Source organism: Synechococcus sp. RC10A2 (assembly GCF_047502605.1).
In genome coordinates this window covers 1-26,884 of sequence record NZ_JANSHP010000067.1, presented here as the reverse complement: position 1 = coordinate 26,884, position 26,884 = coordinate 1, and the positions used below count along the sequence as shown (strand labels likewise).

At 62.4% G+C, this 26,884-nt stretch carries 28 protein-coding genes and 2 pseudogenes; 9 read left to right on the top strand and 21 right to left on the bottom strand.

The window, feature by feature from the left end; all coding sequences use genetic code 11:
- Window positions 1-189: 189 nt before the first annotated feature.
- The gene (locus NW848_RS08840) at window positions 190-1,518 is read right to left on the bottom strand and encodes a PxKF domain-containing protein (RefSeq protein ID WP_414510900.1); all 1,329 of its coding nucleotides are present in this window, start codon (window positions 1,516-1,518) and stop codon (window positions 190-192) included.
- Between the two features lie 166 nt (window positions 1,519-1,684).
- Here NW848_RS08840 and NW848_RS08835 point away from each other — a divergent pair, with 166 nt between their 5' ends.
- The 5 genes from NW848_RS08835 to ribD all read left to right on the top strand — a co-directional run bounded on the left by NW848_RS08835 (window position 1,685) and on the right by ribD (window position 6,658).
- Window positions 1,685-1,882, top strand: coding sequence for a hypothetical protein (locus tag NW848_RS08835; RefSeq protein ID WP_414510899.1), 198 nt, complete (start codon window positions 1,685-1,687; stop codon window positions 1,880-1,882).
- Between the two features lie 679 nt (window positions 1,883-2,561).
- A complete protein-coding gene (locus tag NW848_RS08830) occupies window positions 2,562-4,475 on the top strand; it encodes a protein kinase domain-containing protein (protein ID WP_414510898.1) in 1,914 nt (637 codons plus the stop codon).
- On the top strand, window positions 4,472-5,152 hold the full coding sequence (gene rpe, locus NW848_RS08825) for a ribulose-phosphate 3-epimerase (RefSeq protein WP_414510897.1): 681 nt from the start codon (window positions 4,472-4,474) through the stop codon (window positions 5,150-5,152). The genes NW848_RS08830 and rpe overlap by 4 nt, the downstream gene beginning before the upstream one ends.
- Window positions 5,149-5,481, top strand: coding sequence for a hypothetical protein (locus tag NW848_RS08820; protein ID WP_414510896.1), 333 nt, complete (start codon window positions 5,149-5,151; stop codon window positions 5,479-5,481). The genes rpe and NW848_RS08820 overlap by 4 nt, the downstream gene beginning before the upstream one ends.
- Window positions 5,468-6,658 (top strand): bifunctional diaminohydroxyphosphoribosylaminopyrimidine deaminase/5-amino-6-(5-phosphoribosylamino)uracil reductase RibD, encoded by a 1,191-nt coding sequence (gene ribD / locus NW848_RS08815; protein ID WP_414510895.1) that lies wholly within the window; start codon window positions 5,468-5,470, stop codon window positions 6,656-6,658. Before NW848_RS08820 ends, ribD begins: the two co-directional genes overlap by 14 nt.
- Before the next feature lie 147 nt (window positions 6,659-6,805).
- Here the strand turns inward: ribD and NW848_RS08810 are convergent, their stop codons facing one another.
- A complete protein-coding gene (locus NW848_RS08810; RefSeq protein ID WP_414510894.1) occupies window positions 6,806-8,014 on the bottom strand; it encodes an MFS transporter in 1,209 nt (402 codons plus the stop codon).
- The gene (secD, locus tag NW848_RS08805) at window positions 8,014-10,677 is read right to left on the bottom strand and encodes a protein translocase subunit SecD (protein WP_414510893.1); all 2,664 of its coding nucleotides are present in this window, start codon (window positions 10,675-10,677) and stop codon (window positions 8,014-8,016) included. The genes NW848_RS08810 and secD overlap by 1 nt, the downstream gene beginning before the upstream one ends.
- 114 nt (window positions 10,678-10,791) lie before the next feature.
- Here secD and NW848_RS08800 point away from each other — a divergent pair, with 114 nt between their 5' ends.
- Window positions 10,792-12,186 (top strand): DUF1800 domain-containing protein, encoded by a 1,395-nt coding sequence (locus tag NW848_RS08800; RefSeq protein WP_414510892.1) that lies wholly within the window; start codon window positions 10,792-10,794, stop codon window positions 12,184-12,186.
- 255 nt (window positions 12,187-12,441) lie between these two features.
- The gene (locus tag NW848_RS08795) at window positions 12,442-13,437 is read left to right on the top strand and encodes an NAD(P)/FAD-dependent oxidoreductase (protein WP_414510891.1); all 996 of its coding nucleotides are present in this window, start codon (window positions 12,442-12,444) and stop codon (window positions 13,435-13,437) included.
- 99 nt (window positions 13,438-13,536) lie between these two features.
- Here the strand turns inward: NW848_RS08795 and NW848_RS08790 are convergent, their stop codons facing one another.
- From NW848_RS08790 to NW848_RS08780, 3 genes and pseudogenes are all read right to left on the bottom strand, one after another.
- A complete protein-coding gene (locus tag NW848_RS08790; RefSeq protein ID WP_414510890.1) occupies window positions 13,537-14,634 on the bottom strand; it encodes an LptF/LptG family permease in 1,098 nt (365 codons plus the stop codon).
- Entirely contained in the window at window positions 14,631-15,386 is a 756-nt protein-coding gene (locus NW848_RS08785) for a hypothetical protein (protein WP_414510889.1), read from the bottom strand. The genes NW848_RS08790 and NW848_RS08785 overlap by 4 nt, the downstream gene beginning before the upstream one ends.
- A 51-nt stretch (window positions 15,387-15,437) precedes the next feature.
- A pseudogene (locus NW848_RS08780) lies at window positions 15,438-15,552 on the bottom strand (transposase); the annotation flags it as partial.
- 116 nt (window positions 15,553-15,668) lie between these two features.
- Here NW848_RS08780 and NW848_RS08775 point away from each other — a divergent pair.
- Window positions 15,669-18,725 (top strand): FlgD immunoglobulin-like domain containing protein, encoded by a 3,057-nt coding sequence (locus NW848_RS08775; RefSeq protein ID WP_414510888.1) that lies wholly within the window; start codon window positions 15,669-15,671, stop codon window positions 18,723-18,725.
- Window positions 18,726-18,730: 5 nt separating this feature from the next.
- Window positions 18,731-19,627, top strand: a complete 897-nt coding sequence (locus tag NW848_RS08770) for a hypothetical protein (RefSeq protein WP_414510887.1) — start codon at window positions 18,731-18,733, stop codon at window positions 19,625-19,627.
- A gap of 125 nt (window positions 19,628-19,752) precedes the next feature.
- Here the strand turns inward: NW848_RS08770 and rplE are convergent, their stop codons facing one another.
- The 15 genes and pseudogenes from rplE to NW848_RS08695 all read right to left on the bottom strand — a co-directional run.
- On the bottom strand, window positions 19,753-20,295 hold the full coding sequence (gene rplE / locus NW848_RS08765) for a 50S ribosomal protein L5 (RefSeq protein WP_414511079.1): 543 nt from the start codon (window positions 20,293-20,295) through the stop codon (window positions 19,753-19,755).
- 118 nt (window positions 20,296-20,413) lie between these two features.
- Window positions 20,414-20,764 (bottom strand): 50S ribosomal protein L24, encoded by a 351-nt coding sequence (gene rplX / locus NW848_RS08760; RefSeq protein ID WP_414510886.1) that lies wholly within the window; start codon window positions 20,762-20,764, stop codon window positions 20,414-20,416.
- 12 nt (window positions 20,765-20,776) lie between these two features.
- On the bottom strand, window positions 20,777-21,145 hold the full coding sequence (rplN, locus tag NW848_RS08755) for a 50S ribosomal protein L14 (RefSeq protein ID WP_414510885.1): 369 nt from the start codon (window positions 21,143-21,145) through the stop codon (window positions 20,777-20,779).
- A 15-nt stretch (window positions 21,146-21,160) separates the two neighbouring features.
- Window positions 21,161-21,445 (bottom strand): 30S ribosomal protein S17, encoded by a 285-nt coding sequence (gene rpsQ / locus NW848_RS08750; protein ID WP_414510884.1) that lies wholly within the window; start codon window positions 21,443-21,445, stop codon window positions 21,161-21,163.
- A gap of 46 nt (window positions 21,446-21,491) precedes the next feature.
- Complete coding sequence (gene rpmC / locus NW848_RS08745; RefSeq protein ID WP_414510883.1) at window positions 21,492-21,701, bottom strand: 50S ribosomal protein L29; 210 nt, start codon at window positions 21,699-21,701, stop codon at window positions 21,492-21,494.
- Window positions 21,698-22,159, bottom strand: coding sequence for a 50S ribosomal protein L16 (gene rplP, locus NW848_RS08740; RefSeq protein WP_414510882.1), 462 nt, complete (start codon window positions 22,157-22,159; stop codon window positions 21,698-21,700). Before rplP ends, rpmC begins: the two co-directional genes overlap by 4 nt.
- Window positions 22,160-22,386: 227 nt before the next feature.
- Window positions 22,387-23,016, bottom strand: a pseudogene (gene rpsC, locus NW848_RS08735) (30S ribosomal protein S3); the annotation flags it as partial.
- Complete coding sequence (gene rplV / locus NW848_RS08730; RefSeq protein WP_414510881.1) at window positions 23,016-23,405, bottom strand: 50S ribosomal protein L22; 390 nt, start codon at window positions 23,403-23,405, stop codon at window positions 23,016-23,018. The pseudogene rpsC and the gene rplV, both read right to left, overlap by 1 nt.
- A gap of 10 nt (window positions 23,406-23,415) precedes the next feature.
- On the bottom strand, window positions 23,416-23,709 hold the full coding sequence (gene rpsS / locus NW848_RS08725) for a 30S ribosomal protein S19 (RefSeq protein WP_414510880.1): 294 nt from the start codon (window positions 23,707-23,709) through the stop codon (window positions 23,416-23,418).
- Between the two features lie 3 nt (window positions 23,710-23,712).
- Entirely contained in the window at window positions 23,713-24,537 is an 825-nt protein-coding gene (gene rplB, locus NW848_RS08720) for a 50S ribosomal protein L2 (RefSeq protein ID WP_414510879.1), read from the bottom strand.
- A gap of 16 nt (window positions 24,538-24,553) precedes the next feature.
- Entirely contained in the window at window positions 24,554-24,844 is a 291-nt protein-coding gene (gene rplW, locus NW848_RS08715; RefSeq protein WP_414510878.1) for a 50S ribosomal protein L23, read from the bottom strand.
- Complete coding sequence (rplD, locus tag NW848_RS08710) at window positions 24,841-25,470, bottom strand: 50S ribosomal protein L4 (protein WP_414510877.1); 630 nt, start codon at window positions 25,468-25,470, stop codon at window positions 24,841-24,843. The genes rplW and rplD overlap by 4 nt, the downstream gene beginning before the upstream one ends.
- A gap of 5 nt (window positions 25,471-25,475) precedes the next feature.
- Window positions 25,476-26,102 (bottom strand): 50S ribosomal protein L3, encoded by a 627-nt coding sequence (gene rplC, locus NW848_RS08705; RefSeq protein WP_414511078.1) that lies wholly within the window; start codon window positions 26,100-26,102, stop codon window positions 25,476-25,478.
- A gap of 322 nt (window positions 26,103-26,424) precedes the next feature.
- Window positions 26,425-26,733: a 30S ribosomal protein S10 gene (rpsJ, locus tag NW848_RS08700; protein ID WP_414510876.1), complete on the bottom strand. Its 309-nt coding sequence runs from the start codon at window positions 26,731-26,733 to the stop codon at window positions 26,425-26,427.
- Between the two features lie 68 nt (window positions 26,734-26,801).
- The coding region (locus NW848_RS08695) for a hypothetical protein (protein WP_414511077.1) at window positions 26,802-26,884 on the bottom strand (83 nt) is incomplete at its 5' end.

Sequence of the window (26,884 nt, the reverse complement as noted above, 5' to 3'; positions counted from 1 at the left end):
CCCTATCTTTGGATACCTTCACTCTGCAAGTGTGTGTGCCACAAAAAACCTACTCCTCCAACCCCCTATGTTCTTGTGTCAAATGCGTGCAGGGCAGACACAGGGGTCTGCTCCTACACGCACCTTCTGTAGGGGCAACCCCCTGTGGCTGCCCCTATATGTTCTGCGTCGCCCGTTTTGAGCCTTCGGCTAACGCTTGATGCTGATATGCACCTCGTGCGTTGTGCCGTCGTCCAGGTGCGCGCGAATGATGTAGGTTGAGTTGAGCAAGTAGCTCGTGTTCGTCTTCAGGTTGTAGATCCACTGACCATCCGAATAACGGAAGTACCAAGTGTTATCGTTGCTCGAGCCTGCGTCGGTAACCTCCGGCGTGCCGTTCGGCGACGCACCCGAGAGATAGTCCACACTGATCCGATGCTGACCCGTTGTGATTTGGTTTCCGTTGCAGTCATAGAGCTGGAACTTCACAGGTACCGTGCTTCCACGCTTGACGATGGTTGCTCGCGTAGTGTCCAACGGTGAGAAGAAGCCCACGAAGTTATACACTACTTGCACCGAGACATACACGGTCATGGTGGAAGTCATCGGTTCGCATGTGCCGTTCGTTCGCTCGCTCGGATCGTCGGTAGCGACGAGCGTCACCGGGAGCGTGACCACGCCTGGACCCACGAAGGTCAGCTGGGAGATGTCACCCTGAATGGAGAGCGAGACGGGGTCGCCCTCGGGGTCGGTAGCGCTCGCGTCGAAGGTTTCAAGCGAAATAGGCTGGGTCGTCTGGAAGCTCCCATCCACCAGGCAGCCGACAATCTGCCCGAGGTTTGCGTTGCTGGCAGTGATGGTCGGTGGGTTGTTCCGGTGCAGGGTGGCTCGGACATAGACCGTCGTCTCGCCACACAGGCTCTGCATCGGCTCACAATCGGGTTCGTTCCTTCCGCTCGGATCGTCGCAGACCTTCAGCGTCACGGGCACCTCCACCGTCTGGCTCGCGACGCCCGCGGGGAGCGTCAGAGTCACGGTCGTGCTCGTGCTGCCGTCGCCGAATGTGGTCGGACCTGCCTGCGGGTCGCCGTCAGGGTCGGAATAGACGGGGTTGAAGTCCGCAGGCGCGACCGTCACTTGGTAGGTGAGGTCGCCACTGCCTGTTCCGACGCAGATGTGTCCGAGATCGTAGTCCTGCGCTGTCACGCTCGGCGGGTTGTTTACGGGCTGGTTCTCGACCTCGGCGGTAACGGTGACAGTCGCTGTTGCCATAAGTCCACCGCTATCCTCGACTTTGAGGGTCAAGGTGGCGGACGGCTGCGCAAGCGTCAGGGTGACCGTTTTGCTCGTGCTGCCGTCGTCGAAAGTCACGGGAAGGGTTCCGTCCTCGGCGTCGGATGCTGACGCGCCGAAGTCCGCGGGCGTGACAGTGACCGTCGTCGAGGGGCGCGTCGGGTTGCACAGGTGGCCTCGCGTGATGTTCGGGTTCGTCACGGTAAGCGTGGGCGGCGTGTTGGGCGGCGGGACGCTGATAATCACAGCATTATTTTGTGTGGCATTTCGCGATCGAGGGCTGCCGGATGCATGGGTAATTTCAACCCTGACCTGGTAACTTCCGTTGGGGGTTCCCGCTGGGATTGTCACAGCCTCGGTAAGTGATTGCGTTCCCTGCGGCAGTCCTGTCACGGTTTTGGTCGCTATAGGATTGCCTGGCGGTCCAATCGTGATGACCGCCGTGACGCTCACAGGAGGAGTCGGCGTGGTGGTTACATATGTGAAGGCGACATTTATCGTTGCGGGGAGCGAGGTCACGGTAACGGGAGCAGCGGTGGTCGGGCTATTTATCGTGACACTTGTAACCGAGTCTCTGAAAGTGGTCGTGGCGACCAGCCCCGAGGAGTAACCCATCGCCGTCAGACGCAGAGTCCTATCCGCCCAATGCTCGGGAACAACATAGGTCGTCTCGAAGCCGCCGTTCTCGTCCGCGAACTCGATAGTCCAATCCACATCGGGGACCCAAGTTCCATCCTCGCCCTCGACGGCGATACTCAAGTCCACAGGTTCGCCTGGCCAGAAGCCTGCGCCAGTGATGTAGACCGTCTCGCCGGGCATATAGTCGTCTTTGTCGGTTACGACTGTGGGAACCTGAGACGCGTTGTTTGCCGATGCGGTCGAGGGAAGCATGCCTGCTACGCTCGCCGTGTACACTGCTACGCAAACAGTCACGATGCTGAAAAGGCTTCTGAACTTTATCATAGTTTACCCCCTTTGTCACTCTGCGGTGACACCCCTGGCTTGCCTCGTAGGACGCTCTCTTTCAGTTCAGCAGCAACTCCTTCGTAGGCAGCCCTGCAGCGACGACGCTGCAGTAGTCAGTGATTTGCTCTGCATGAGAGAGTTTCACTCTCCCAATAACATACTATTATACCCCATTTTAGACCGTTCGTCAAGGGTGCGGGGCGCATGCGCCAACACATCGTTCACACCCACCCCTGCTCCCCATCCTCTACCCACCCTCAAAAAAGCAGGCGCCCCCCTGTAGAATCTCTTAGACAACTCGCATAACAGGAGGCACGCCAACGATGGAACTCACCTATCAGGAGGTATACCTCATGAACCCAACCGAAGCACGCAAACGCATCATTCAAACCTCTCATTACACAGACTCCCGTTCACTGCCAGTGTTGCAGATACTGCCGCCGCGCATTCGCCAGCATAAATCTGGTATCTTAACGGTAGCCATGACAGGGAATGTGCTGGCGGCGCGTTATGAACTCATCGAGCAACTGGCGGAGGGGTTGCTGTTCCATGTGTACCGCGCACGGGACATAAGCCGTTCGCGCGTGGTGACGCTGAAGGCGTTGCGTGCGCCGTATGCGCAGAACCGCTCGCTGCTGGACGCGCTGCAGATGACGCTGGACGCACGGAAGCGACTGCGCCACCCGAACTTGCTCGAACTGTACGAGGTGGACTTGGAAGCGCAGCCCCCGTTTTTCGTGGAAGAGTTTGTGCGCGGGCTGGACTTGGCGACGCGCATTCGTCGTACCGCGCCGTTCACGGTGCCGATTGCGGCGGAGATTATGATTGGCGTTGTGGAGGGGCTGCAGGCGGTTCATAGCGCGGGGCTAACGCACAGCGACTTGCGCCCTGCGAATGTGATTGTCGGTTCCGAGTGGCATGTGTGGCTGAACGGGGTGGGGATGCGCGCGGTGTACCGCGCCGAGCCTGGGCTGGCGGCGGCGCACGAGGCGCGCGCGGCTGCCTACACCGCGCCCGAACTGTTTCGCGGCGGCGCGCCCAGCGTCGCCAGTGACATTTACGCCTGCGGCGTGATGCTGTTCGAGATGATTGCTGCCGCGCCGCCGTATATAGGCGAGACGCCCGTGCTGACCGCCGAAGCGCACATGAACGACCCCATCCCGTCGCTCCGTCAGCGCAACCCTGCCACCCCACGCACCGTAGAGGGCATCGTCGCGAAGTGCCTGCAGAAAGACCCCAGCCAGCGCTACGCCAGCGCGCTCCAACTGCTGAACGACCTGAAGGCGGTACGCGACGCGCTGCGCTTCGGCAAATCGCTTGGTTGGTCGCCGATAGACCTGCCCGATTCGCGAGGCACAAGCCCTGTGCAAAGTGATATTTTTGCGCGAAAACCTACACAGCCGCCCCCGCCTGTCGTTGAGGAGGACGAGGAAGAGGACGACATCCCGCGCTGGCTGCGCACGATGCTGCGCGTCACGGGCGCGCTGGTGGTCGTGGGGCTGGTGGTCGGCTTCGCGGCGTGGATGGCGCTGCGCTTTGTGCCCGAAGACCGTCCCGTGCCGCAGGTGGTCGGCAAGCCGTTGGAGGAGGTGAACCGTATCCTGCGCGCGGCGGACTTGGAGCCAGAGGTGCGCTTGGAGGGCTACAGCGAGCAGTACCCGCCTGGCGTCGTCTACTCGGTCAGCCCGCCCGAAGGGCGCGTCGTGCGCAAGGGCAGCAAGGTCTATCTGTGGGTGAGCAAAGGCTCCCGCTTCGTGCAAGTGCCGAATGTGCGTAACCTGCCCGAATCGCGCGCCCGCCGCGAACTGGAGGGCATGGGGCTGGTGGTGATGGATGCCGTCGAGGAGCGACGCGACGCCGAAATCCCGCTCGGCTATGTGATTGGCACAGTGCCACCTGCAGGCGCGCGGATCGACCGCTCGCGCCCCATTAAACTCATCGTGAGCATCGGCATGGGCTACGACACGCCGCCTCCCACAAGCCCAGAAACGCCTCAGCTACCTCAAGAACGCCCCACGACCGAGCCGCGACGCTACTTCGATGTGCAGGTAGACCTGACGAACCAGCCCGACCGACGCATCCGCATCGAGGTGGAAGACGCGCAGGGCATACGCACCGTGTTCGATGAAACCCGCACGGGTGGGCAGATGCATGTGATTCCTGTGGAGGCGCATGGTAAGCGCGTGCGTATCCGTGTCTATGTGGACAACGAACTGGTGCAGGAGATTGTGAAATGAAGGCGCAACAACCCCCCTTGATTGCCCCGTCGATTCTCTCCGCCGACTTTGGCGCGATGCGCGAGGCGGTGCTTGCGCTCACCGAGGGCGGCGCGGACTGGATCCACTTCGATGTGATGGACGGGCACTTCGTGCCGAATCTTACTTTCGGCGCGCCGATGGTCGCCGCTCTGCGCCCGCATTCGCATCTGCCCTTCGATGTGCATCTAATGATCGAACACCCCGAGCGGCTGATTCCCGATTTCGCACAGGCAGGCGCGAACAGTATCACAGTGCATGTGGAGGCGTGCGCGCATCTGCACCGCGTGATTCAGCAGATTCGCGAGTTGGGCTGCGGGGTGGGCGTCGCGCTGAACCCGCATACGCCGTTGGAGAGCGTGCGCTATGTGCTGCCCGCGATTGACCTGCTGCTAATTATGACCGTGAACCCTGGCTTTGGCGGGCAGGCGTTTATCGGATTGATGTATCCGAAGATTCGCGAGGCGGCGGCGCTGATTCAGCGCGATGCGCCCCATGTGCTGTTGCAGGTGGACGGCGGCGTCTCGCCCGACAACGCGCGCGAGTTGGCGGCGTGCGGCGTGCAGGTGCTGGTGGCAGGCTCCAGCGTGTTTTGTGCGCCGACCCCGCAAGCGGGCGTCGCTGCGCTCCGCCTCGCGCTGATGAGCCAGCAAGCATGAGCAAGCGACTCTCGTATCGCGCGTGGATGGCGGTGCTACTGGGGGCGCTGATTGCGCTCGTGCCGCTGTGGGTGGTCGTGCGGAACGCGCTGCCGCGCGAGACCGCCGACCAGAAGCGGCTGTGGCTGCTGGCAGCGAGCGTCGTGCTGGTTATAGCGGTTAGTTTGCTGTTCGCGCTCATCTGGCTCGCGCTCAAAGACATTCGGCAGATTACCGAGCAGTACCGCAAGGCGCACCGTGAGGCGTTCGAGGAGATGACCGAACAGATCCGCGCCGACTATCGACGACGACAGGAACGCGAGCGAGGGCAGAGAGATGGCGCTGAGTGAGCAGGACTTGCAGTGGATGCGCCGCGCGATTCGGCTCGCCAAGCGCGGCTACCCCGCGCCCAATCCGCATGTGGGCGCGGTGGTTGTCACGGACGGCGCGCTGGTCGGCGAGGGGTTCCATCCCTACAAGGGCGCGCCCCACGCCGAAGTGTTCGCGCTGCAGCAAGCGGGCGAACGCGCGCGCGGCGCAACGCTTTATGTGACGCTGGAGCCGTGCTGCCACTATGGATTCACGCCCCCATGCACGAACGCCGTCCGCGAAGCAGGAATCGTGCGCGTGGTGGTCGGGATGCTCGACCCCAACCCCGAAGTGAACGGCAAAGGCGTCGAGCAACTGCGTGAGGCAGGCATTCAGGTAGACCTGTTAAGCCCCGAAGTCCCTGCGGAGGCGAAACTCATCGATGCGCTGGAGGCGGTGAACCGCATCTACCTCTATTGGCGTCGGCATAATCGCCCCTTCATCACGCTCAAAGCGGCGATGAGCCTGGACGGCAAAATCGCCACGCACACGGGCGACTCGAAGTGGATTACGGGCACGCGGGCGCGCGGGGTGGCGCACAGGCTCCGCGCAGAGCATCAAGCGGTGCTGGTCGGCGTGGAGACGGTGATTCGCGACCGCCCACGATTGACCGCCCGCGTGCGCGGCGTCCGAAACCAGCCGCTGCGCGTCATCCTCGACGCACAAGTGCGCCTCTTCCGATGGTACTGGAAGCCGCGTGAGATGCCCATCCTGAACACTTGGAGGGGACTGCAGCAGCTGCCCACCATCGTCTTTTACAAGGGGCTTCCGTACTACCCCGATGGGAAGCAGTTGCACAAGCGGGCGCGCTGGCTGGAGGAGTTAGGCGTCTCTACGGAACCTATCTACTCGAATCCCGAAGACCCGTATCGCGTCGATGTGCGGGAGGTAGTTAACTACCTGTGGCACATATGGGAGGTGCGGAGCATCTTGGTGGAAGGCGGAGGTCAGGTCGCGGCGTCGTTTCTGGAGGCGAGGCTGGCGAACCGCATCGCCTACTTCTACGCGCCGAAGTTGATTGGCGGTGCGGACGCACGCACGGCGTTAGAAGGGCTGGGCGTTGCGGAGGTCGCACGCGCCCCGCGCGTGGTGAACATCACCTATCGTAAGCTTGGCGAGGATTGGCTAATTGAGGGCGATATTCAGTACCCTGACTGATAAGTGTCCATGCGCTGTGTTTTCGACGCGAGCAACCTGGGGCAACCGCAAGGGTTGCCCCTACGGAGGTGCGGCGATGCCAACCTTGTAGGGGCAGGTCTTGTGCCTGCCCTGTCTGCATGTTGAAACCGTTTCGCAGGCACTTACCTAATCGGTAGTGGGCGCTGACAGCTTGGTAGGAGGACGCACGCGCAGCGCAAGCAGAACACAAGACGCCAGCAGCCCTGCCGCAACCGCGTAGGGCAGCGCGTCGCTATACTTGAGCGCGCCGTTGCCCCCGATGGGCGCCACAATCCGCGCAAGGCTTTCCAGCGACCCCGACACGCCCTGAACGCGCCCCTGTTCCGCGTCGGTCGCCGAGCGGCTAATCAGGCTCACGACGCAGGGCAGCGCGAGCGCGCCCCCCACCGACGCAACGCCCACCAGCAGGTAGAACAACGGTAGCGCGTGCGTGAACGCCGCGCCCGACAGCCCCACGATGTTCAGAAGCAGCCCGACCAACAGCGTCCGTTGCTCGCCCAGCGCATGCACCACGCGCCCGACCAAAGTCGCCTGCGAGAGCGCGCTGACCAGCCCCACTACCGCCAGAATGTAGCCAATCTCGCGCGGACCTAGCCCGAAGCGCAGGTTCACAAACAGAGGGAAGGTCGTCTGGTAGACCGAGAAGCCGATCCAGAGAATGAAGTTCATCCACAACAGGCGCGCGGCAGGGCTGCGCGTGAGCGTAACGGGCATCTCGCGCCACGGGGAGGGACGCTTCGCGGGCACAAGGTGCGCCGTTTCGGGCAGCGCGACGAACGCATACACCGCCGCCAGCAGCGACATCCCCGCCGCCGCCCACGCAGGAGCCGCCAGCCCGAACGCCGCCAGTCCGCCCCCCAGCGCAGGACCCAGAATGAACCCCAGCCCGAACGCCGCGCCGATAAGCCCAAAATTCCGCGCGCGCCGCTCAGGCGGGCTAATGTCGGCAATATACGCCCGCGCCGTCGTAATGTTGCCTCCCGTGAACCCGTCCAGTAGGCGCGAGAGAAACAGCCACAGCAGGTTCGGCGCGAGCGCGAGCATCACGAAACTCGCCGCCGACCCCAATAGGCTCAGAATCAGCACGGGACGACGCCCCCACCGATCCGACCAGTCGCCCAGAATTGGCGCGGCAAACAGTTGCGCGACCGAAAACGAAGCAAACAGCAGCCCAATCTGCAGCTCGCTCGCTTGGAACTGCTGGGCGTAGAACGGCAGCAGCGGGATGACTATCCCGAAGCCGATGAGGCTGACGAAAATCGTGATAAAGACCGCCAGCAGCGCGCGGCGTTTGACCCGCTCATCGGCTTCGGGCGTAATCCGCTGGATGGGCATCAGTAGCGTCGCTTGCGCTTGCCGACATGTTGCGCGTGGTGCTTCTTGCGCGGGGTGTCGTCGGCGCTGCTGGCAGTGGGCGCAGCGGTCGGGGTGGACGCGCCGCTGGGCTTCGTCGGCGCGATAGCCGTCGCCTTCGCCGCCTCCACTTGACGCTGGTGCAGCTTCTCACGGACGTCTTGCCAGCCCACCATAATCTGGCTCGCGATAAAAATCGACGAGTAAGTGCCCGCAATTACGCCAATCAGCATCGCGACATAGAAGAAGCGCAAGTCCTGCGTCACTGCGCCCCACACCACCAGCGCGCCCAGCACCAGAACGAGCGTCAGGCTCGTGTTAATCGAGCGCGCCAGCGTCTGGTTCAGGCTGCGGTTCACGATGGTCGCGAAGGTCTCGCCGCGCGCCCGATGACGCAGATTCTCACGCACACGGTCGTACACGACAATCGTGTCGTTAATCGAGAAGCCAACCAGCGTCAGCAGCGCGGTGATAAACAGCGCGTTAATCTCCCAGCCGAGCAAGTAGCCCAGAATGGACGCACCGCCGACCATGATTAGCACATCGTGTGCCAGCGCAATCGTGGCAGCGATGCCGAACTTGAACCCGCTCCAGCCGCCCTCGATGGAGAAGCGGATGGCGATATAGAGCAGGATAGCAATCAGCGCAACAACGACTGCCGTAATCGCGCGTTGCACGGTCTCGGCGCGCACGCGCGGGCTGATGCTGGCAAAGCTGACCACCTGCAGCTCGCCCAGCGGTTTGAGCGCGTCCACAATTTTCGGCTGGCTGTCGACAGTGGCATCGGCGACATGCACAATCAACTGGCGGTTGCCCTCGCCAAACAGCGCGCCAACCTTCTCGAATCCCGCCTGACGCAGCAGGCTCAGCACCTGCGCCAAGTTCGCCTCAATCGGTTCTGGTTGCACGGCGGGCGCAGCGGGTGGTTGCTGTTTGGTTTGTTCGCCTTGCGCGGTTGGCGGCTGCTGAGGCTGGTTGCCTTGCGCGGTCGGCGGTTGCTGCTGTTGGTTGCCCTGCGTTGCGGTGGGCGGTTGCGGCTGCGCCTGCTCGCCCTGCGCGGGCGGCTGTTCGGTCTTCGACTGGGTTGCGCCTGGGATGGGTCGCTGCAGCACCAGCTCGCTGCCGCCCGCGAAGTCGATGCCCGGCTTCAGCCCGCCCAGCCCGAACCAGAAGATTAGCCCAATCAGGATGGCGACGCCGCTAACCGCATAATACAGCCCGCGCCTATTTACGAAGTCGAAGCGGTCCTTCGCTGCGCCGAGTTGCTCGCCGACTTCCTGCCCCAACTGGCGGCGCAACCCAAACAGCCGCTCGCTCGGATGCACGCCCAACCCAACCAGTGTGTAGAGCATCGTGCGCGTGCAGAAAATCGCCGTGAAAAAGCTGATCGCCACGCCCGTGCCCAGCGTCGTCGCAAAGCCCTGCACGGGACCCGTGCCGAAGTAGTAAAGGATGAGGCAGATAATAATCGTACTCAGGTTCGAATCGAAGATGGCGGGGAAGGCGCGCTGAAAAGCGGCGTCCAGCCCTGCCAGCAGCGTCTTGCCCAGACGCAACTCCTCTTTGAGTCGCTCGAAGATGAGGATGTTCGCGTCAATCGCCATGCCAATCGAAAGAATCAACCCAGCGATTGCGGGCAGCGAGAAGGTCACGCCCAGCGACTTGAATATCGCCGTCGCGAACAGCACATACAGCCCCAGCGCGATTACCGAGATGACGCCTGGCAGCAGGTAATACAGCACCATAAATGCGGCGACCGCGATGAAGCCGATGATACCCGCCTGAATAATCCGCTCCCACGCCTGCGCGCCCAGAATTGCCTCCACGCGATTGATCGACTCCAGCGAGAGGCTCACAGGCAACGCGCCCGCGTTCAGCAAATCGCGCAAGCGCGTCGCCTCCCTCAAGGTAAATTTGCCTTCGATCACTGGATCGCGCAGGTTTGGCGACCGAATCACAGGCGCGGAGATAATCTTGTTGTCCAGCACGATGGCAATATGTTCTCTAAGGTAGAGCGAGGAAGCGCGAGCGAACTTGTCCTGACCTTCGCGATTGAATATCAGTCGCACTTCTGGCGAGACGGCTTGGCTAACCACTTCCGCGCGCTCCAGCTCGTCGCCCGTGACAATCAGCGGCGAGGACTCGATAATTTTCTGATACTCTGGCATGCCAGGCTCAATCACTTTTCCGTCGGGGCTGGTCAGGTCGACAAATCGGACCACATCGTCCGTGTTCTGCTCTTCGAGGATGCGGTAGCGTCCCGCAGGCTGCTTATCCGTGCGCACATCTTTGAGGTAGCGGAACTCCAGGCGCGCGGTGGTCTGCAACAGGTCGCGCGCCTCCTGCTCGTCGGTAAAGCCTGGTAGCTCGATAACAATCTCCGTATCGCCCTTCTGATAAATCGTGGGTTCAAGCACGCCCAGCGAGTCGATGCGGCGGCTCAGGATGTCGATGACTAAGCGCATCCGTTCAGGCGTCCACAGCTTTTGCTCTTCGGGCGAAAGTTTCTCGATTTCGGCGCGCAGGGTCATGCGCAGCCCACCCTGCACATCCAGCCCGCGGCGGATTGGCTGCGTGGCGAACAGGTAGCCCGCCAGCCCCGCGAGCAGCACCACGATACCCAGATAAATAAAGTGTTTGTTCAAGGCGTTCCTCCTCCTGCGTGCTTGGGCGTATTATACCCCTTCGTGAAACCCGCTCGCAGTGCGCGGTGTAGACCGCTGTAGACTGAACACGCCTCTGCCCATAATCGTCATGACATGCAGGACGACGCGATGCAATCGAGTTTGACGGAGCGACTGGCGCATTTGCGGCGGCGCACGGGTTTCAGCGCACGCGCAAGCGAGATTGAACCGCTCATCCCACTGGGCATTGAGGGCGCGGTCGATAGGCTGTTGGAAAGCCCCTACGACCACAGCATCGATGACGAGGCGGTGCTGCGCCTCCTGCAGGGCGAGATGAGGAACCTGCAGCCGCAGGCGGTCAGCGCGTGGTGGCTCTATCGTATGCTCGTCTCGCAGCAGCCGATTCAGGAGCGCATGGCGCTGTTTTGGCACAATCACTTCGCCACTTCCGCCTCCAAAGTGCAGGCGGGCAGGCTGATGCTGATTCAGATTCAGCGATTTCAGCGGTTGGGGCTGGACAACTTCAAGACGCTCACGCTGGAAGTTGCGAAAGACCCCGCAATGCTGGTGTGGCTGGACGGGGCGCGCAGTGTGAAGGGCAAGCCGAACGAGAACTTCGCTCGCGAGCTGTTCGAGCTGTTCACGATGGGCATCGGGCACTACACCGAGCGCGATATTCAGGAGGCGGCGCGGGCGTTCACGGGCTGGTCGTTCAGCCGAGTCACCGCCAGCTTCGTGTTCAACCGCAATCAGCACGACGACGGCGAGAAGGAGGTCTTCGGCAAGCGCGGCGCGTTCACAGGCGAAGACATCATCGAGATGGCGGTCGAGCATCCCGCTACCGCGCCCCACATCGCCCGCAAGTTTTACCAGCACTTCATCAACGACACAGAGCCGCCTGACGAGCGCACGGTACAAGACCTGGCGAAGGTGTTCCGCGAGTCGGGCTACAGTATCCACGCGCTGATGCGGCGGCTGCTGCTCACGCCTGCTTTTTGGAGCCGCCTGAACTGGTGCAAGCGGGTGAAAAGCCCTGTGGAGTTCGTGGTGGGTGCGCTGCGGCAGGTCGGCGTCGGCGAGCGGCTGCGCACGGTGAACCTCAGCGACGGCGCGGGGCAACGGCTGCTGGCGGCGTACCTGCGCTTGGCAACCCAGTGGACGCGGCGGATTGGGCAGGTGTTGCTCTACCCGCCCGATGTCGCAGGCTGGGAGTGGGGCAAGGCGTGGATTACCTCCACCACGATGATGGAGCGAATGCGCTTCGCGGAGTTCCTGCTGCCGCAGCGGGGCGCGCTGGGCTTCGCGACGCTGAACGAGCTGGTCGGGCTGCCTGCCCCGCGCACGCTCGACGAGTTCGTCCAACGACTGGAGCAGACTCTGGATGTCGCGCTGCAGCCCAAAACGCGCGCGAGCCTGATAGAGTACTTGCAAAAGCGCGGGGGCGTTAACGCTTTACGCCAACGCGACCGCCAAACCGTGCAGGGCGCGCTGCAAATCGTCTTTAGCGCGCCAGAGTATCAGATGCTGTAAAAAAATCCCGGGAAGGGCTGGTCGACCTTCCCGGGTTGGCAGGCACGGCAGGGACTTTGCCCTGTGCGTGTTGTGTAAAGCGTCTCGACCTGCGTATTGCTCCCCACAGCACGGCGTTCCCATCGAAGCACAGTCCCGAAACCCTGCCTACTGCCCGCCTGTATCAACTTTCGTGCTTATAATACACCGCCGCCGCCTCGAAATGTTAGGGACTTAAGTCCTAATTTGCCCCGAATTGGGGTAGAATTCGGGTGTATGCACTCCGACCTCTATGACATCACGATTATCGGCGGCGGTCCCGTGGGCTTGTTCGGCGCGTTTTATGCGGGGCTGCGCGGGATGCGCGTGAAAATCATCGACAGCCTGCCTGAGCTGGGCGGGCAACTGACCGCACTCTATCCCGAAAAATATGTGTACGATATGCCAGGCTTCCCCGAAGTGTTAGCGAAAGACCTCGCGCGTGAGATGATTCGGCAGGCGATGCGCTTCAAGCCGACGGTGTGCCTCGAAGAGCGCGCCGAGACGCTCACCCGCACTGACGACAGTTGGGCAATTACCACCCATACAGGGCAAGTCCATTACACGCGCACGATTGTCATCTGCGCGGGGGCTGGGGCATTCGCGCCGCGCAAACTCAACGCGGAAGGCGTCGCCGCGTTCGAGGGCAACGGTGTCTACTACGGCGTGCGCGAGAAGTCGCTCTTTGCGGGCAAGCGGCTGCTGATTGTCGGCGGGGGCGATTCGGCGGTGGACTGGGCGCTGAACCTGTATCCGATAGCGCAGGAAGTCACCCTCATTCACCGCCGCGACGAGTTCCGCGCCCACGAGCAGAGCGTGCAGGAGCTGCGCCGCTCGCCCGTGAAAATCCTGACCCCCTACGAACTGCGCCGCGTGTGCGGCGATGGAACCGTCGAGCGCGCCGTCGTCTTCCACAACAAGACCCAAGACGAGATCGAACTGCCCATAGACGCCGTGATTCTCAATCTCGGCTTCGTGGCGACGCTGGGCCCCATCAAAAGCTGGGGACTGGAGCTGCAGGGCAACCAAATCGTGGTAGACGAGTATATGCGCACGAATCTGCCAGGGGTGTACGCCGCAGGCGATGTGTGTACGCATCCAGGGAAGCTCAAGCTGATTGCGACAGGCGTCGGCGAGGTTTGTACCGCTGTCAACCACGCCAAGAGCGTCATCGACCCCACCGCCAAGATGTTCCCAGGACACAGCAGCGACATGGAGTTGCCTGCCCTGTGAAAAGAGGAGGCTGTAATCTAAAGGTGTGTTATTCAGGCGTGTCGCCTGCGGAGTTTTCGCGGTCGTGCGCCCCGTTCGAAGGATAGTCGGCGATATTCCCTACTCCAGCCGCCTGAGGAGCGTTAGCCCGCCGACGCCAAACAGCAGGTTCGTCGCCCATGCCGCCAACAGCGGCGGCAGCACGCCGTGATTGCCCAGAATCTGAAACAGCAGCAGCGTGTTCCAGAACACGAACACCAGCACAATCGCCAGCAGCACGCCCACGAACCCGCCTGCCCGCGCCAGCAGGAAGCTCAGCACGGGCGCGCACAACGCCAGCACCAAACACGCGACAGGCACTGCCGCCTTGAGGTGATAGCTCACCTCCAGCGTGCGCGTGTCCAGCCCCATCTGGCGGTTGCGCTGAATCTGCTCGCCCAACTGCGCCATCGTTTGCTCTTCGGGCGTCGGTGCGGCGAAAAAGTCTTGCAGCGCAACCTGCAGGTTGATTACTAAGCGCGTCGCCCGTTGCACATCGGCGACCTTGCCGTCGGGCTGGTAGTAATGCACTGTCGGCTCGTAGAGTTCCCAGACGCCGCCCTGATATTTGCCGCGCGGCGCTTTGACCACCAGCCAGCCCTCCTGCTCGCGCCGCTCCAGTATCAGCACATCTTCCAGCAGCACCGCATCGCCCTGCTGTTGTGCGATGCCAACGCCAATCATGTAGTTCTGCGTTCTGATGACGGCGTTGCTGGTCAAGTTCGGCACGGGCGCCAGCAGGAACATCCGATTGCGCAACTTGTTGAACTGCTGCATGCTGGGCGGCACGAGGTACTCGTTCAGCGCGAAGTTCACTCCCGACAGCAACGCGCCTATCAGCAACATCGGCGCGAAGATACGGCGCAGGCTCACCCCTGCCATCCGCATGATGGTAATCTCACTGTCGCGCGTGAGGCGGTTGACCGTCAGCGCGGTGCCGACCGCCGCGCCCACAGGCAAACTCAGCACCAGCAGGTACGGCGTGTAATACAGCACCATCTGCAGCACGGCGGTCAAGGGCACGCCATAATTGAAAAACCACGGCGCGTAGGTGAACAGCAGGTTGCCAATCAGCATCAGCAGGATAGCAAAGACGCCGATGCCCAACGGGACGAGCATTTCGCGGGCGATGTACCGATCCAGCCGTGTGAACGGCGGCAGCGTGCGTAGGCTTATCATCGGCGCACCACCCAGACGATTAGCCCCAGCGCGACGCTGAGCGTCGCCAGAATTGCGACCAGCGCGTTCAGCCCTGTCAGTTGTTCGCGCCAAAGCAGGCTCAACGCCGACGCCCCGACCGCGATGCCCCACACCGCGACCGCCTTATGCACTAACTGGCGGGGAACCCAACGCCCATGCACCAGTAGCGGCAGCAAAAGGTGTCGGCAACGCTCGCACCGCACCGCCCCCACTGAAGACCGCGCGCCGCAGTGCATGCAGGGAGTGTAACCAAGCTTGGGGTGATGTTGTAGCTCGTCCTGCCACATGCGCAGGCGTCGCTTCTCGTTGGCTGCCATCACGGGCGCTTGCTGAATCGCGTGTTCCAGGTGACGCACGGCTTGCTCCAGCAGCCCGTTTTTGTAGCACACCTCGGCGAGGTTGATGAGTGCACCGTAGTTTTTGGGGTCGAACTCGTAGGCGAGGCAGGCGCGCTCGATGAGTTCGGCGTCCATTTGGGCGTGCGCGGCGCGGTTGAGATACGCGCGCAGCACGGGCAACGCTACGGCTCCGCCCCCCAGCGTCGCCAGCGAGAAGGGCACGACATACGGGAACGCCCGCTGCGCACTCGCAATTGCCAGCAGCAACGCCACGACCGAGCCAAAGGCTGCCTCAACCGCGCTGACATCACCTGTAATCGCCCAGCTCACCAGTAGAAAAATCCACACCGCCGCCAGCAGCCACACCAGCATTACGCCGAACAGATGCTCCATTCTGTAGCAATTCTACCCGCGCCTCTGCCCGCCAGCCCCTGCACGCCACCTAACCCCAAGCACACTGCCCTGCGAGTCGACCACAATATGCCGCTTGCGCCCTTTCACTTTCTTGCCTCCGTCATACCCGCGTGCCCCCCTTTGCCGTGGACGGCACACTCTGACTGTATGACCGAAAATTGCTTAGCAATCTTTCGTCTACCCCCATCGCGTTCGGGTACAATCCATAGCCGCAGGCGCTGGGAAACCCGCCCCCGCCTCGCGCGTCTAAGGATGGGAACGATGAGAGCAGGGAGACTTCGCCTTCTCGCGGCGCTGGCGATTGCACTTTTTCTGAACGGGCTACAGGCGCAGCAGGTCTATCGCAACATTATCAACCGCCCCTTCGAGACGGTCAGCAACGGTCCCCAGCATGTAATTGTGGTGGACATCGACCGCGCGGGGCGTTCGCCTGAAGCGATAGACCGCCTCATACGGGCGCAGGTGGAGCGGGCGACCCGCGCGCAGATTCAGGGCGCGCGTCCCCTAATCCGCCTCTACAAGCAGCTCGGTCTGCTCCCCGAAGACTACCGCCTGCCGATTCTGCATACAGTGGTGCTGCGGCGCAACGGGGAGCTCATCTTGCCCGCGCGCACGCGCTCCGATGGGCTGGGCAACGGCGCGCTGAGTTTCCAAATCGTGGACGGCGCAGACCCCTTCCCGCCCGCCTACAAGGCGCTGCTGCAGGCAATCCTCAACGCTGCGCCTGCGCTCGTTGAAGCCGAGTACGGCAAGCCTGCGCGCACGCTCACGATTCAGGTCGTGAACTTCGACGACGGAATCGGCGACCGCGACGCGGTAGTGGGCGGGATTTACGATGTGAGCAACAACCGCTTCCTGTTCCCGATTTACAACTCGCCCGAGGCGGCGGCGGTGAACCTGCTGAACTTGGTGGTGCAGGCGTTCCATGCCGATGTCGCGCCGTTTTACGATGCGTGGGCGGCGGGCTTCGCGCGGGCAGTAACGGCGCGAATTGCGCGTGGTGCCGCGTTCCGCAGCCTTGCGGGGCTGAACCCTGCCTTCATCGACCAGACGCTGGACAACACCTACGACGCGCGCCCGTATTACGATGCTTGGAACCAGCCGACGCTGGGCAGCCCCAGCTTTATCGCGCCGTCGCTGCGCCAGCCGCCGATTGCAGGCGGCACCACAGGCGGGCTGTGGCTCGTGCGCTACCAGATGGCAGGCTCCGTGTGGCTCAAACTCGCGACCGAGTACCCCAGCTTCTTCCGCGAGTTCAACCAGCGGTACTACCAGAACTACACCCCCGCCCTGCGCGGCGACACGACGCAACTGCTGAACCTCGCCAAGCAGACCCTCGCTGCGATTGCAGGCAACCCGAACCCGACGGTAGAGGGCGTCCCGTTTGACCAGTGGGCGCGCCGACAGTATATTCTGGATACCAGCGTGACCTACGGGCGCAAACTGCACGCGCAGATGCTTCCCTACGCTTCGAGGGTGAAGCCCGACGAGCAGGCGGTGTTCACGGTGTTCCTGACCTACTTCCAGACGACGCGCGTGGGCAACAGCTGGGACGAATCGCTGCTGAACGGCACCTGCTACCCCATCTACTGGGACTTCGCGTACAATCGCCTAACGCTTTCGCCGCAGTATGAGCGGGTGGATATTCGGGTGGGCACGGGCGCAGTTATGCCCAGCTTCGTCGGCGCGGAGACCGCCAACCAACGCCTGACGGTGGACTTCAGCGTCGGCACAGAGAACGCGAAGGTCTACTACCCCAGCAGCAAGGTGCAGGGCACGAGTTTCCGCAACAACTTTTTCGGTGTGGTGTTCGGGCTGGACGAGGGCGAGGTAGAGGTGCAAATCGGCACGGAGACGCGCCGCGCGCCCGTCACGAAAGGCGCGTTCGGCATGCAGTTCAGCGAGGAGACCCTCTCGCGCGAGCGTATCGCTGTTTTGACCTTCTACAACGCGCAGGGCGCACAGGTGGGCACTTGGCGCACGAACACGGGCGTCGGCTTCCACTATGTGCAGGCAACGCTACTCACCCCCGCGGGGCTGTTTACCCTGAACCGCAGCGCGGGACTGCATATGATTAGCCTGCCTCTGCGCCCCTACGAGACCGACATGGCGAAGCTGCTGAACATCCCCGCCAGCCAACTGCGCCTCGCACAGTGGCGGCAGGAGAGCTTCAACTACGCCTACTACCCCGCGACGCCGCCCCCCGCGCCCGGAGTCGGCTACTTCCTGCAACTGAGCAGCCCCATCAACATTACGATTTCGGGAGACCCGCCACCCACAGACCGCCCCTTCGCAATCGCGCTGCAACCGGGCTGGAATCTGGTGGGCGTGCCGTTCAACCAGCCGATTCCCGTCAACAGCCTGCAGGTGGTGCATCAGTTCAGTTCGCCTGTGTCGTGGGAGACGGCGACCGAGGCGCTGGGCGGCGAGCCGCCGTTGGTGGGTAGCCGCGTGTGGACGCTGGGCAGTTTCGGAACCTATGTGCAGGCGACGCAGTTGGAGCCCGGGCGCGCCTACTGGATTCGCGTGCTACGCCCAGAGGGGGTCACGCTGCTGGTTCCCCCGCCGACGGGCAGCACGGGGCGCGCTGCCCGCGCCACCGACGCGCCCGCGTGGGCGATGGACCTGATTCTGCAGTCGCCGCTGGGCGGCGGCGTCGCTACTGTAGGCATAGACGGCGCGGCGCGCACGCGCAGTTATGCCTACAACCATGACGCGCCCCCTGCCCTGCCCGGCATGAGCGCGTTCGGCGTACTGGACGATGCGGGGCAGCGACTCCTGCAGTCGGTCAAGCCGCCGTCGGGCAGGCAGGAGTGGACGCTGCAGGTCGCGCCCGCCGAGCCAAACTGCGAACATACGCTCACTTGGCGTATCCCCCACACCACGCCCAAACGGTGGCGCATTATGCTGGAGAACCCAACCACAGGCGAGCGCGTTGATATGCGCCAGCGCGAGTTCTACCGCTTCACGCCTGCCGACGCGCAGACGCTGCGCGTGGTCGTGGAGCCGAGCGTCGCTGCGCCCGTGCGCATCATCAACCTCGCGGCGACCGTCTCGCGCGGCGGGCAGGCAACCCTGCAGTTCCAACTCACGGGCGAGGCGACCCTGCGCGCCGAGATCCGCACCGCGCGTGGCGAGACCATCCGCGTGCTGACCCCCAGCCGCGCGGCGGGCGCAGGCACACAGAGCCTCACTTGGAATGGGCGCGACGCCAACGAACGCGCGCTGCCCCCAGGAACCTACATGGCGTACATCGAGGCGGTTGACAGCGAGGGGCGCGTTGCGCGGGCAACAATCCCTATCCTCCTGACACGGTGACGGCAATGACAAGGCGATTCTCTCTCTGGGCGTTGCTGATAGGTGTTTTCGCGGTGCTGACCGCGCTGCTTGCAGGATGTGGCGGCGGGGGCGGCTTCTTCGGTCCTTCTGCCTTGCTGCAAGGGCGCGTGGTACTGGTCAGCACAGGTCAGCCGCCGAACCCGCCTGCAACGGTCATCGTCGGCGGGCAGAGCGTGCGCACCAGCACACAGGAGGGCACGTTCCAGCTGCGCGTGCCGACGACCGCGACCCAACTCGTCGTGCGCACTCCAGGCTTACCTGACTTCACCTTCACGCTGCCGCCCCTGCAAGCGGGACAGACAGTAGACCTCGGCGACCTGTATGTAGGCGTGCGCACCATCGCGGTGCAGGGACGCATCGTGGACGCACTAACGCAGCAGCCCGTCGGCGAGGCGACTGTCTCGCTGCTGGGACAGCGCGCCCAGAGCAACCCCACCACGGGGCGTTTCACCCTCAACGGCATCGCCTACGACCCCGAAGGCGTCTTAGACCCCGAAGGCGAGGTGCAGAAAACGGGCTACCTCCCGCGCCGATTTCTCGCCGATCAGCCCGTGATTGACGGCGTGATGGAGGTCGGCGACCTGTTGCTGCTGCCCGAAACGGACGACAACCCGCCTGGACAGCCAGGCAATGTGCACGGCGTTGTGCAGGTGCCGCTGGACACCCCAGTCGGCGCGCGCATCGATGTCTACACCCCGCCTGACGCGCCGATTGCCAACGAATCGGTCATCCTATCGCAGCCGAGTGGCGCGTTCCGACTGTGGCTACTGCCTGGCAACTATCGCCTCGTGTTCACCAAGGGCGCACGCACCGCCACACGCACGATCACCGTTACCAGTCTCACGCAGGAGATAGACTTGGGCACAGTCGTCCTCCAGTAATAATACCAATCGCACGGACATAGTTCACAAGCCACCCTGATAAGGGTACAAAGGATTGGCGCGTCGAAGGCAGGGCTCCCCTCTCCCGCAAGGCAGGAGAGGGGCACGGGGTAAGGGGCTGGAAACTACTTACGAAACGGCATCCCAAGCGCTTTGAGCAGCGCGAATGCCTCCTCGTCGGTTTTGGCAGTCGTACAGATGGTAATGTCCATCCCGCGAATGCGGTCTATCTGGTCATACACGATTTCGGGGAACAGAATCTGCTCGCGTAGCCCCATCGAGTAGTTGCCGCGTCCGTCGAACGAGCGGGGCGAGACGCCTGCGAAATCGCGAATACGCGGCAACACCACATTAATCAGCTTCTCCAGAAAGATATACATCCGATCGCCGCGGAGGGTCACTTTGCAGCCGATTCGGTGTCCCTGACGCAGGCGGAAGTTGGAGATAGCTTTTTTGGCGACGGTGACGACAGGCTTCTGTCCCGAAATGAGCGCGAGGTCGCGCACAGCGTTTTCGAGCTGCTTGGGTTCCTGCTCGCCCTTGCCGACGCCCATGTTGATAACGATTTTCTCCAGGCGCGGGATTTGCATCGGGTTCTTGTAGTTGAACTGCTGTTGCAGTTGCGGACGCACGACCTGTTCGTAGTGGGTGCGCAGGCGCGGCGTGATGCGCGCGATTGCGCCGTCGCCTGTCTCGAACAGCTTCTCGGTTTTCTGTTCCTTCGTTGCCTTCTTGCCCTGTGGCTGCTGAGGTGGGGGTGTTTTCTGTTTTGCCATCGTTCATCCCTCACTTCGTAGCGTCGATCATCTCGCCGCACTTTTTGCACACGCGGTACAGTTTGCCGTCCTGACCGCGGATGCGCCCCACGCGGGTCGTCTTATCGCAGTGGGGGCAGACCAGCATCACCTTGCTGGCAAATAGCGGCGCGGGCATCTGAATCTTCGTGCCCTTTTGTGTGATGAGGCGCGGTTTCTGGTGTTTCCAGACGAGGTTCAAGCCGTCGACGACGACGCGGTTCTCGCGGGGCAGCACGCGCTGCACCCGCCCGCGTTGCCCCTTGTCCTTGCCCGAGATAATCTCGACCGTGTCGCCCGTTCGGATTTTCATCCGCAGGGGTCGCTCTCGTTTGCGTACCATCGTTGTTCCTCCTTACAGTACTTCTGGCGCGAGCGAGATGATGCGCATAAACTGCTTATCGCGCAGTTCGCGGGCGACGGGTCCGAAGATGCGCGTACCGCGCGGCTCGCCTTGGTTGTTGATAATCACGCAGGCGTTGTCATCGAAGCGCAGCGTGCTGCCATCGGGTCGGCGGATGGCTTTGCGCGTGCGTACAATCACCGCGCGCACCACATCGCCCTTCTTGATGGGCATATTCGGCGTGGCGGCTTTGACCGACGCCACAATCACATCCCCTACATGCCCATAGCGTGCGTTCGAGCCTTTCAGCACGCGGATACACATCACCTCGCGTGCGCCTGAGTTGTCGGCGACCTTGAGTCGTGTGAACGGTTGTATCATCGCACTCCCTCCTGTCTACTGGGCGCGTTCTAAGATAGCGCGCACGCGCCAGCGTTTGTGTCGGCTGAGCGGGCGCGTCTCGACAATCTCAACGCGGTCGCCCACGCGACAGACGTTGTGTTCGTCGTGCGCCATATATTTTTTGGTGCGCCGAATTGTTTTCCCGTAGAGCGGGTGGCGGAAACTGCGCGTGACGGCGACCACGACGGTTTTGTCCATCTTATCACTGACTACCACGCCGACGCGCACTTTGCGACGCCCCTTATACGGGGTCGTCTCGCCGATTGGCACGCCTTCCATAGGTGTCTCCTGTTGAATCACTTCCTCATTCATATTTGCATACCCCTTAGACGCCTGCCTCGCGTCGTTTCTCGTTGATAATCGTCAAGATGCGTGCAATGTTGCGCTTGAGTTGGCGCATCGAGTCGGTGTCTCTGAGTTGTCCGATACTTTTTTGCACGCGGAGCCGATATTGCTCGTTGCGCAGGTTGTCTAATTCCCGTTGCAGTTCAGGGAGGCTCATGCGGCGCAGTTGGTCGGGGTTGAGCGGTTTCATGCGCGTTCACCTCCTGCGGCAACCGTTTCGGTTTCGACGCCGAGTTGGAAGTCGGCTTTGGAGACGATTTTGGTTTTGATGGGCAGTTTGTGGCTGGCGCGTCGGAGCGCTTCGCGGGCGCGCGCTTCGTCAACGCCGCCGAGTTCCATGATGATGCGTCCGCGTCGGACGACGGCGACCCAGCCCTCCACGCTGCCCTTTCCTGACCCCATGCGGGTTTCGGCGGCGCGTTTGGTGTAGGGCTTATCGGGGAAGATTCGGAACCAGATTTTGCCGCCGCGGCGCAGGTAGCGCACGATGGCGACGCGAGCGGCTTCCATCTGGCGGTTGGTAATCCACGCAGGCTCCATCGCCACCAGTCCGAAGTCGCCGAAGTGCAGTTCGCGTGCGCCTTTGGAGACGCCTTTGCGTCGTCCCCGTTGCTGTTTTCGGTACTTCGTTCGTTTGGGCATCAGCATAGCGTTTCACCTCACTCTGCGGCAGGCGTTTCGGGTGTGGTCGTTTCTGTGGGGCGTCCGCCTTGGCGTCGGCGTCCGCCTTGGCGTCCGCGTCCGCCCCCGCCGCGTCGTCGGCGCGCGGACTTGCGTTCGCCGCCGCGTCCAGGCGCGCCGCGCCTCGCCTCGCCTGGCAGCGCCGACTCAGGCGTGGTTACTGAGGAGAGCAGAATGCGTCGCTCCGTCAGCGGGATGTCGCCCTTGTAAATCCAGACTTTGACGCCGATGGTGCCGTAAATCGTGTACGCGGTCGCGAATCCGTAATCGATTTCGGCGCGCAGGGTCTGCAGCGGCACGCGCCCCCAGCGATCCCACTCGGTGCGGGCAATCTCCGCGCCGCCGAGCCGCCCCGCAACCATCACCTTAATCCCGCGCAGGTTCGAGCGTTGGGCGCGTGCAATTGTTTGGCGGATGGCGCGCCGATGTGAAACACGGCGCTCCAACTGGCTGGCGATGTTCTCCGCCACCAGTTGCGCGTCTTGGTCGGGGTTGCGCACATCTTCGACATCAATGCGCAGTTCGGGCTTATTCGGATGGATTGCCTTGAGTACCGCGCGGGTGACCTCCTCGATGCCTTGACCGCCGCGCCCGATAATCTGTCCAGGGCGCGCGGCGTAGATAATAATGCGCACGATGTTCGCCGCACGCTCGATCTCGATGCGTGAAATGCCCGCGCTGTACCAGCGTTGCTTGATGGTGCGCCGTATCAGGTAGTCTTCGTAGAGTGTGTGGCGGTACTGCTTCTTGGGCGCGTACCATCGACTCTCCCAGTTGCCCGTAACGCCCACACGAAAGCCAATTGGGTTGATTTTCTGACCCATTAGTTCTGCTCCTCCTGCTGCGGTTGCGGTTGTTTACGGGTAGCGGGGCGTACCCCCATCGGCAAGAGAACCCCCAGCTCGATAGTGATATGGCTGGTGCGCTTGAGGATGCGGAACGCGCGCCCGCGATCTTTGGGCAGGATGCGCTTCCAGCGGGGACCTTCGTCCACATAGGCGCGCGCGACAAACAGCATGCGTGAGTCGAGCCCCGCGTTGTGGACAGCGTTCGCGACGGCAGACTCCAGCACTTTCCGCGCGATGCGTGCGGACTTGTTGGGCATTTGCTGGAGAATCACGAGCGCCTCATCAACCTGCTTGCCGCGCACCAAGTCGATGGCTAATCGCGCCTTGCGTGGTGGGATTCGAACATAGCGTGCAACCGCTTTCATAGTTACCTCCTTACTTCTTCTTGACCTTCGAGGTCTTCTCCGAGCCTGCGTGTCCGCGGAAGGTGCGCGTCAGCACGAACTCGCCCAGTTTGTGTCCGACCATCTGCTCGGTCACATAGACGGGCACATGTTTGCGTCCGTCGTGAACGGCGAAGGTCAGCCCGATCATTTCGGGCACGATGGTTGAACGGCGCGACCAGGTTTTGATGGGGCGCCTCTGTCCGGGCGGCGCGTCCATCATCGCCAGCACCTTCTTCATCAACTTCGGGTCGACATAGGGTCCCTTTTTTAGCGAGCGCGCCATAGGTTATTTCCTCCGCTTGAGAATGAATCGGCTGGTGCGTTTGTTGCGTCGGGTTTTGACGCCGAGCGCGGGTTTGCCCCATGGGGTTTTAGGGTGGGGCAGTCCGATAGGCGCTTTGCCTTCGCCGCCGCCGTGCGGGTGGTCGCGCGGGGTCATCGCCGAACCGCGCACATGGGGGCGGCGTCCCAGCCAGCGCGACTTGCCCGCCTTGCCCCACACCTCGTTCTCGTGGTCTAAGTTGCCGACCTGTCCCACGGTTGCGCGGCAACTGAGGTGTACGAGGCGCATCTCGCCCGAGGGCATGCGCAGGGTCGCATAGTTGCCCTCTTTTGCGAGGATTTGGGCTGCCGCGCCCGCACTGCGCACCAGTTGCCCGCCCTTGCCAGGATAGAGTTCGATGTTATGTACCAGCGTACCGACGGGGATATTCTGCAGTGGCAGCGCGTTGCCTGGCAGAATGTCGGCGTCGGCTCCGCTCATCACGGTTGCGCCGACCTCCAGCCCGACAGGCGCGAGGATGTAGCGCTTTTCGCCGTCTTCATACTCCAGGAGCGCGATGCGGGCGGAGCGGTTCGGGTCATACTCGATGGCGACCACTTTCGCGGCAACGCCGTCTTTATTGCGCTTGAAGTCGATGATGCGGTACAGGCGTTTGTTGCCGCCGCCGCGATGGCGCGCCGTCACGCGCCCCATGTTGTTGCGCCCACCCGTCTTGCGCAGACCGACCGTGAGGCTCTTTTCAGGTTCGTCTTTGGTAATCTCCTCGTAGGTCGAGGTCTGCATAAAACGCCTTCCAGGCGAGGTCGGTTTCCATTTCTTAATCCCCATCTCTATTTGCCTCCACTTACAGGTTGAAGTCTTCGATGGTCTGGTCAGGCTTGAGCGTCACGATGGCTTTTTTCCACGCGCGGGTGTAGCCCCGACTGCGCAGTCCGACGCGCCTCGGCTTGGGCTTGACCCACAGCGTGCGCACCTTGATCGCGTCCACATTATACAGTTGCTTGAGCGCGTGCTTGATGTCGATTTTGGTGGCGTCATCTGCCACTTCGAACATGTATTGGTTCTCCAGCATGCGCAGGCGTGTGCCCTTCTCGGTAATCAGCGGGCGGACGATGACTTGTGTGGGATGTTTCATTGCGCCCACACCTCCTCCATTTTGGCGATGGCTTGCTTCGTGGCGATGACGCGCCGCGCTGGGATGATTTCGTGCAGGGCGAACGCGGGCGCGATGCGCACCAGCACATTCGGCAGATTGCGGAACGACTTGTAGACGATTTCGTTCGGCTCGTGGATGAGGATAAGGACGCGCTCGCTGCCAATCCCAAGCGCATTAAGGAACGCCGCCGCGTGCTTGGTCTTGATTTCGGGGAAGTTCAGCTCGTCGACGACGAGCAGCGCGCCGTTCTCGGCTTTGTCGGCAAGCACGGTACGGAAGGCGAGCCGTCGTTCTTTCTTGTTCACGATGGGGTTATAGTCGCGCGGGGTCGGTCCGTGCACGATTCCGCCTTTGCGCCAATGCGGGGCGCGGATGGAGCCTTGGCGGGCGCGTCCCGTGTGCTTCTGGCGCCACGGCTTGCGTCCGCCGCCGCGCACCTCGCCGCGCGTCTTGGTGTCGTGCGTGCCCTGACGCAGGTGCGCCAATTGCGCCACGACCGTGCGATGCACCACACTCATCTTGCCCTGCGTTCCAAACAGGCGGTCGCTCAGTTCGACCTCGCCTATCGCTTGACCCTGCGCGTTATACAAACTGACTTTTGGCATAGGAATCACCTCTCCTGTTTCTGCACATAGACGATGGAGCCGCGTCCGCCGGGCACGGCGCCCTTAATCAGCACACGGTTCTTGTCGGCGAGGATTTTCACGATGGTCAGGTTGCGCGTAGTGACTTGCTCGCCGCCCATGCGCCCGGGCATGCGTTTCCCCTTGAACACGCGCTGGGGACCTGTCGCGCCGCTGGAGAGCGGTCGGCGGTGGGTCATCGAGCCGTGTGTCTTCGGTCCGCCTGCGAACCTGTAGCGGCGCACCACGCCTGCGAAGCCCTTCCCCTTGGAAGTGCCCGTGACCTTAATCGTTTCGCCCTCTTGGAACACATGCTCGACGCGCACTTCCTGTCCGCTGGCGGCTTGCCCGTCGACGATTCCGAACTCTTTCAAGTGACGCAGGGGCTTCTCCAACTCGGCTTTTTCGAACACGCCTCGCATCGGCTTGTTCACGCGCTGGGTCTTCATTGGCTCAAAGCCGACCTGAGCCGCGTAGTAGCCGTCCTTTTCGGGGGTGCGCACCTGCACCACATAGCACGGACCCAACTCCACGACGGTTACGGCGACCATGCGTCCGTTCTCGTCGAAGATGTGCGTCATGCCGAGTTTGCGTCCGATTAAGCCTGTTAGCACGGGGGGTGGAGGCAGTTCGCGTTTGGGTTTGGCAGGCGTGGCGGGCGCGGCTGGTTCCGCTGCGGTTGCGCTCGCCGCCTCCGACACATCTTCCCCTGTCGCCTCTTCGGAAGCCTCTGCGGGGGCAGCCGACTCGCCTTCGACTGCCGTTTCGCTTACCGCCTCAACGGACGCTGTCGGCTCGCTTTCGGCAGTCGATTCGCCCGCCGCTGCGGCGGGCGCTGCCGACGCATCTGGCTCGGCGCCCGTCTCAGGTTGCTCGCTGCTGGCTTGCGGGGTCTCCTCCGATACTTGTTTCTCTTCTTGCATCGCTACTGCCTCCTTAGAGTTTAATCTCAATATCTACGCCGCTGGGCAAATCCAATCGCATAAGCGCGTCAATTGTTCGGTTGTTCGGTTCCAGGATATCGATGAGCCGTTTGTGGGTACGGATTTCGAAGTGTTCCATGCCGATTTTGTCGATGTGCGGACCGCGAATGACGCAGAATCGGCGGATGTCGGTCGGCAGCGGCACGGGACCGCGCACGCGCGCGCCCGTGCTCTGCACCTGCTCGACAATCCGCTTCACGGAATCGTCCAGCACGCGATGGTCGTAGGCTCGTAGTCGTATCCTGATTTTGTCGCGTTTCATCGTCCTCTCCTCCAGGATCGGAGCGGAGGGGGATTATACCCTATCCGCTCCAATCGGCTGGCGCGCGTTTAGTCCAGCATCTCCGTGACAACGCCCGCGCCCACCGTCCGACCACCCTCACGAATGGCAAAACGCAAGCCCGTCTCTATCG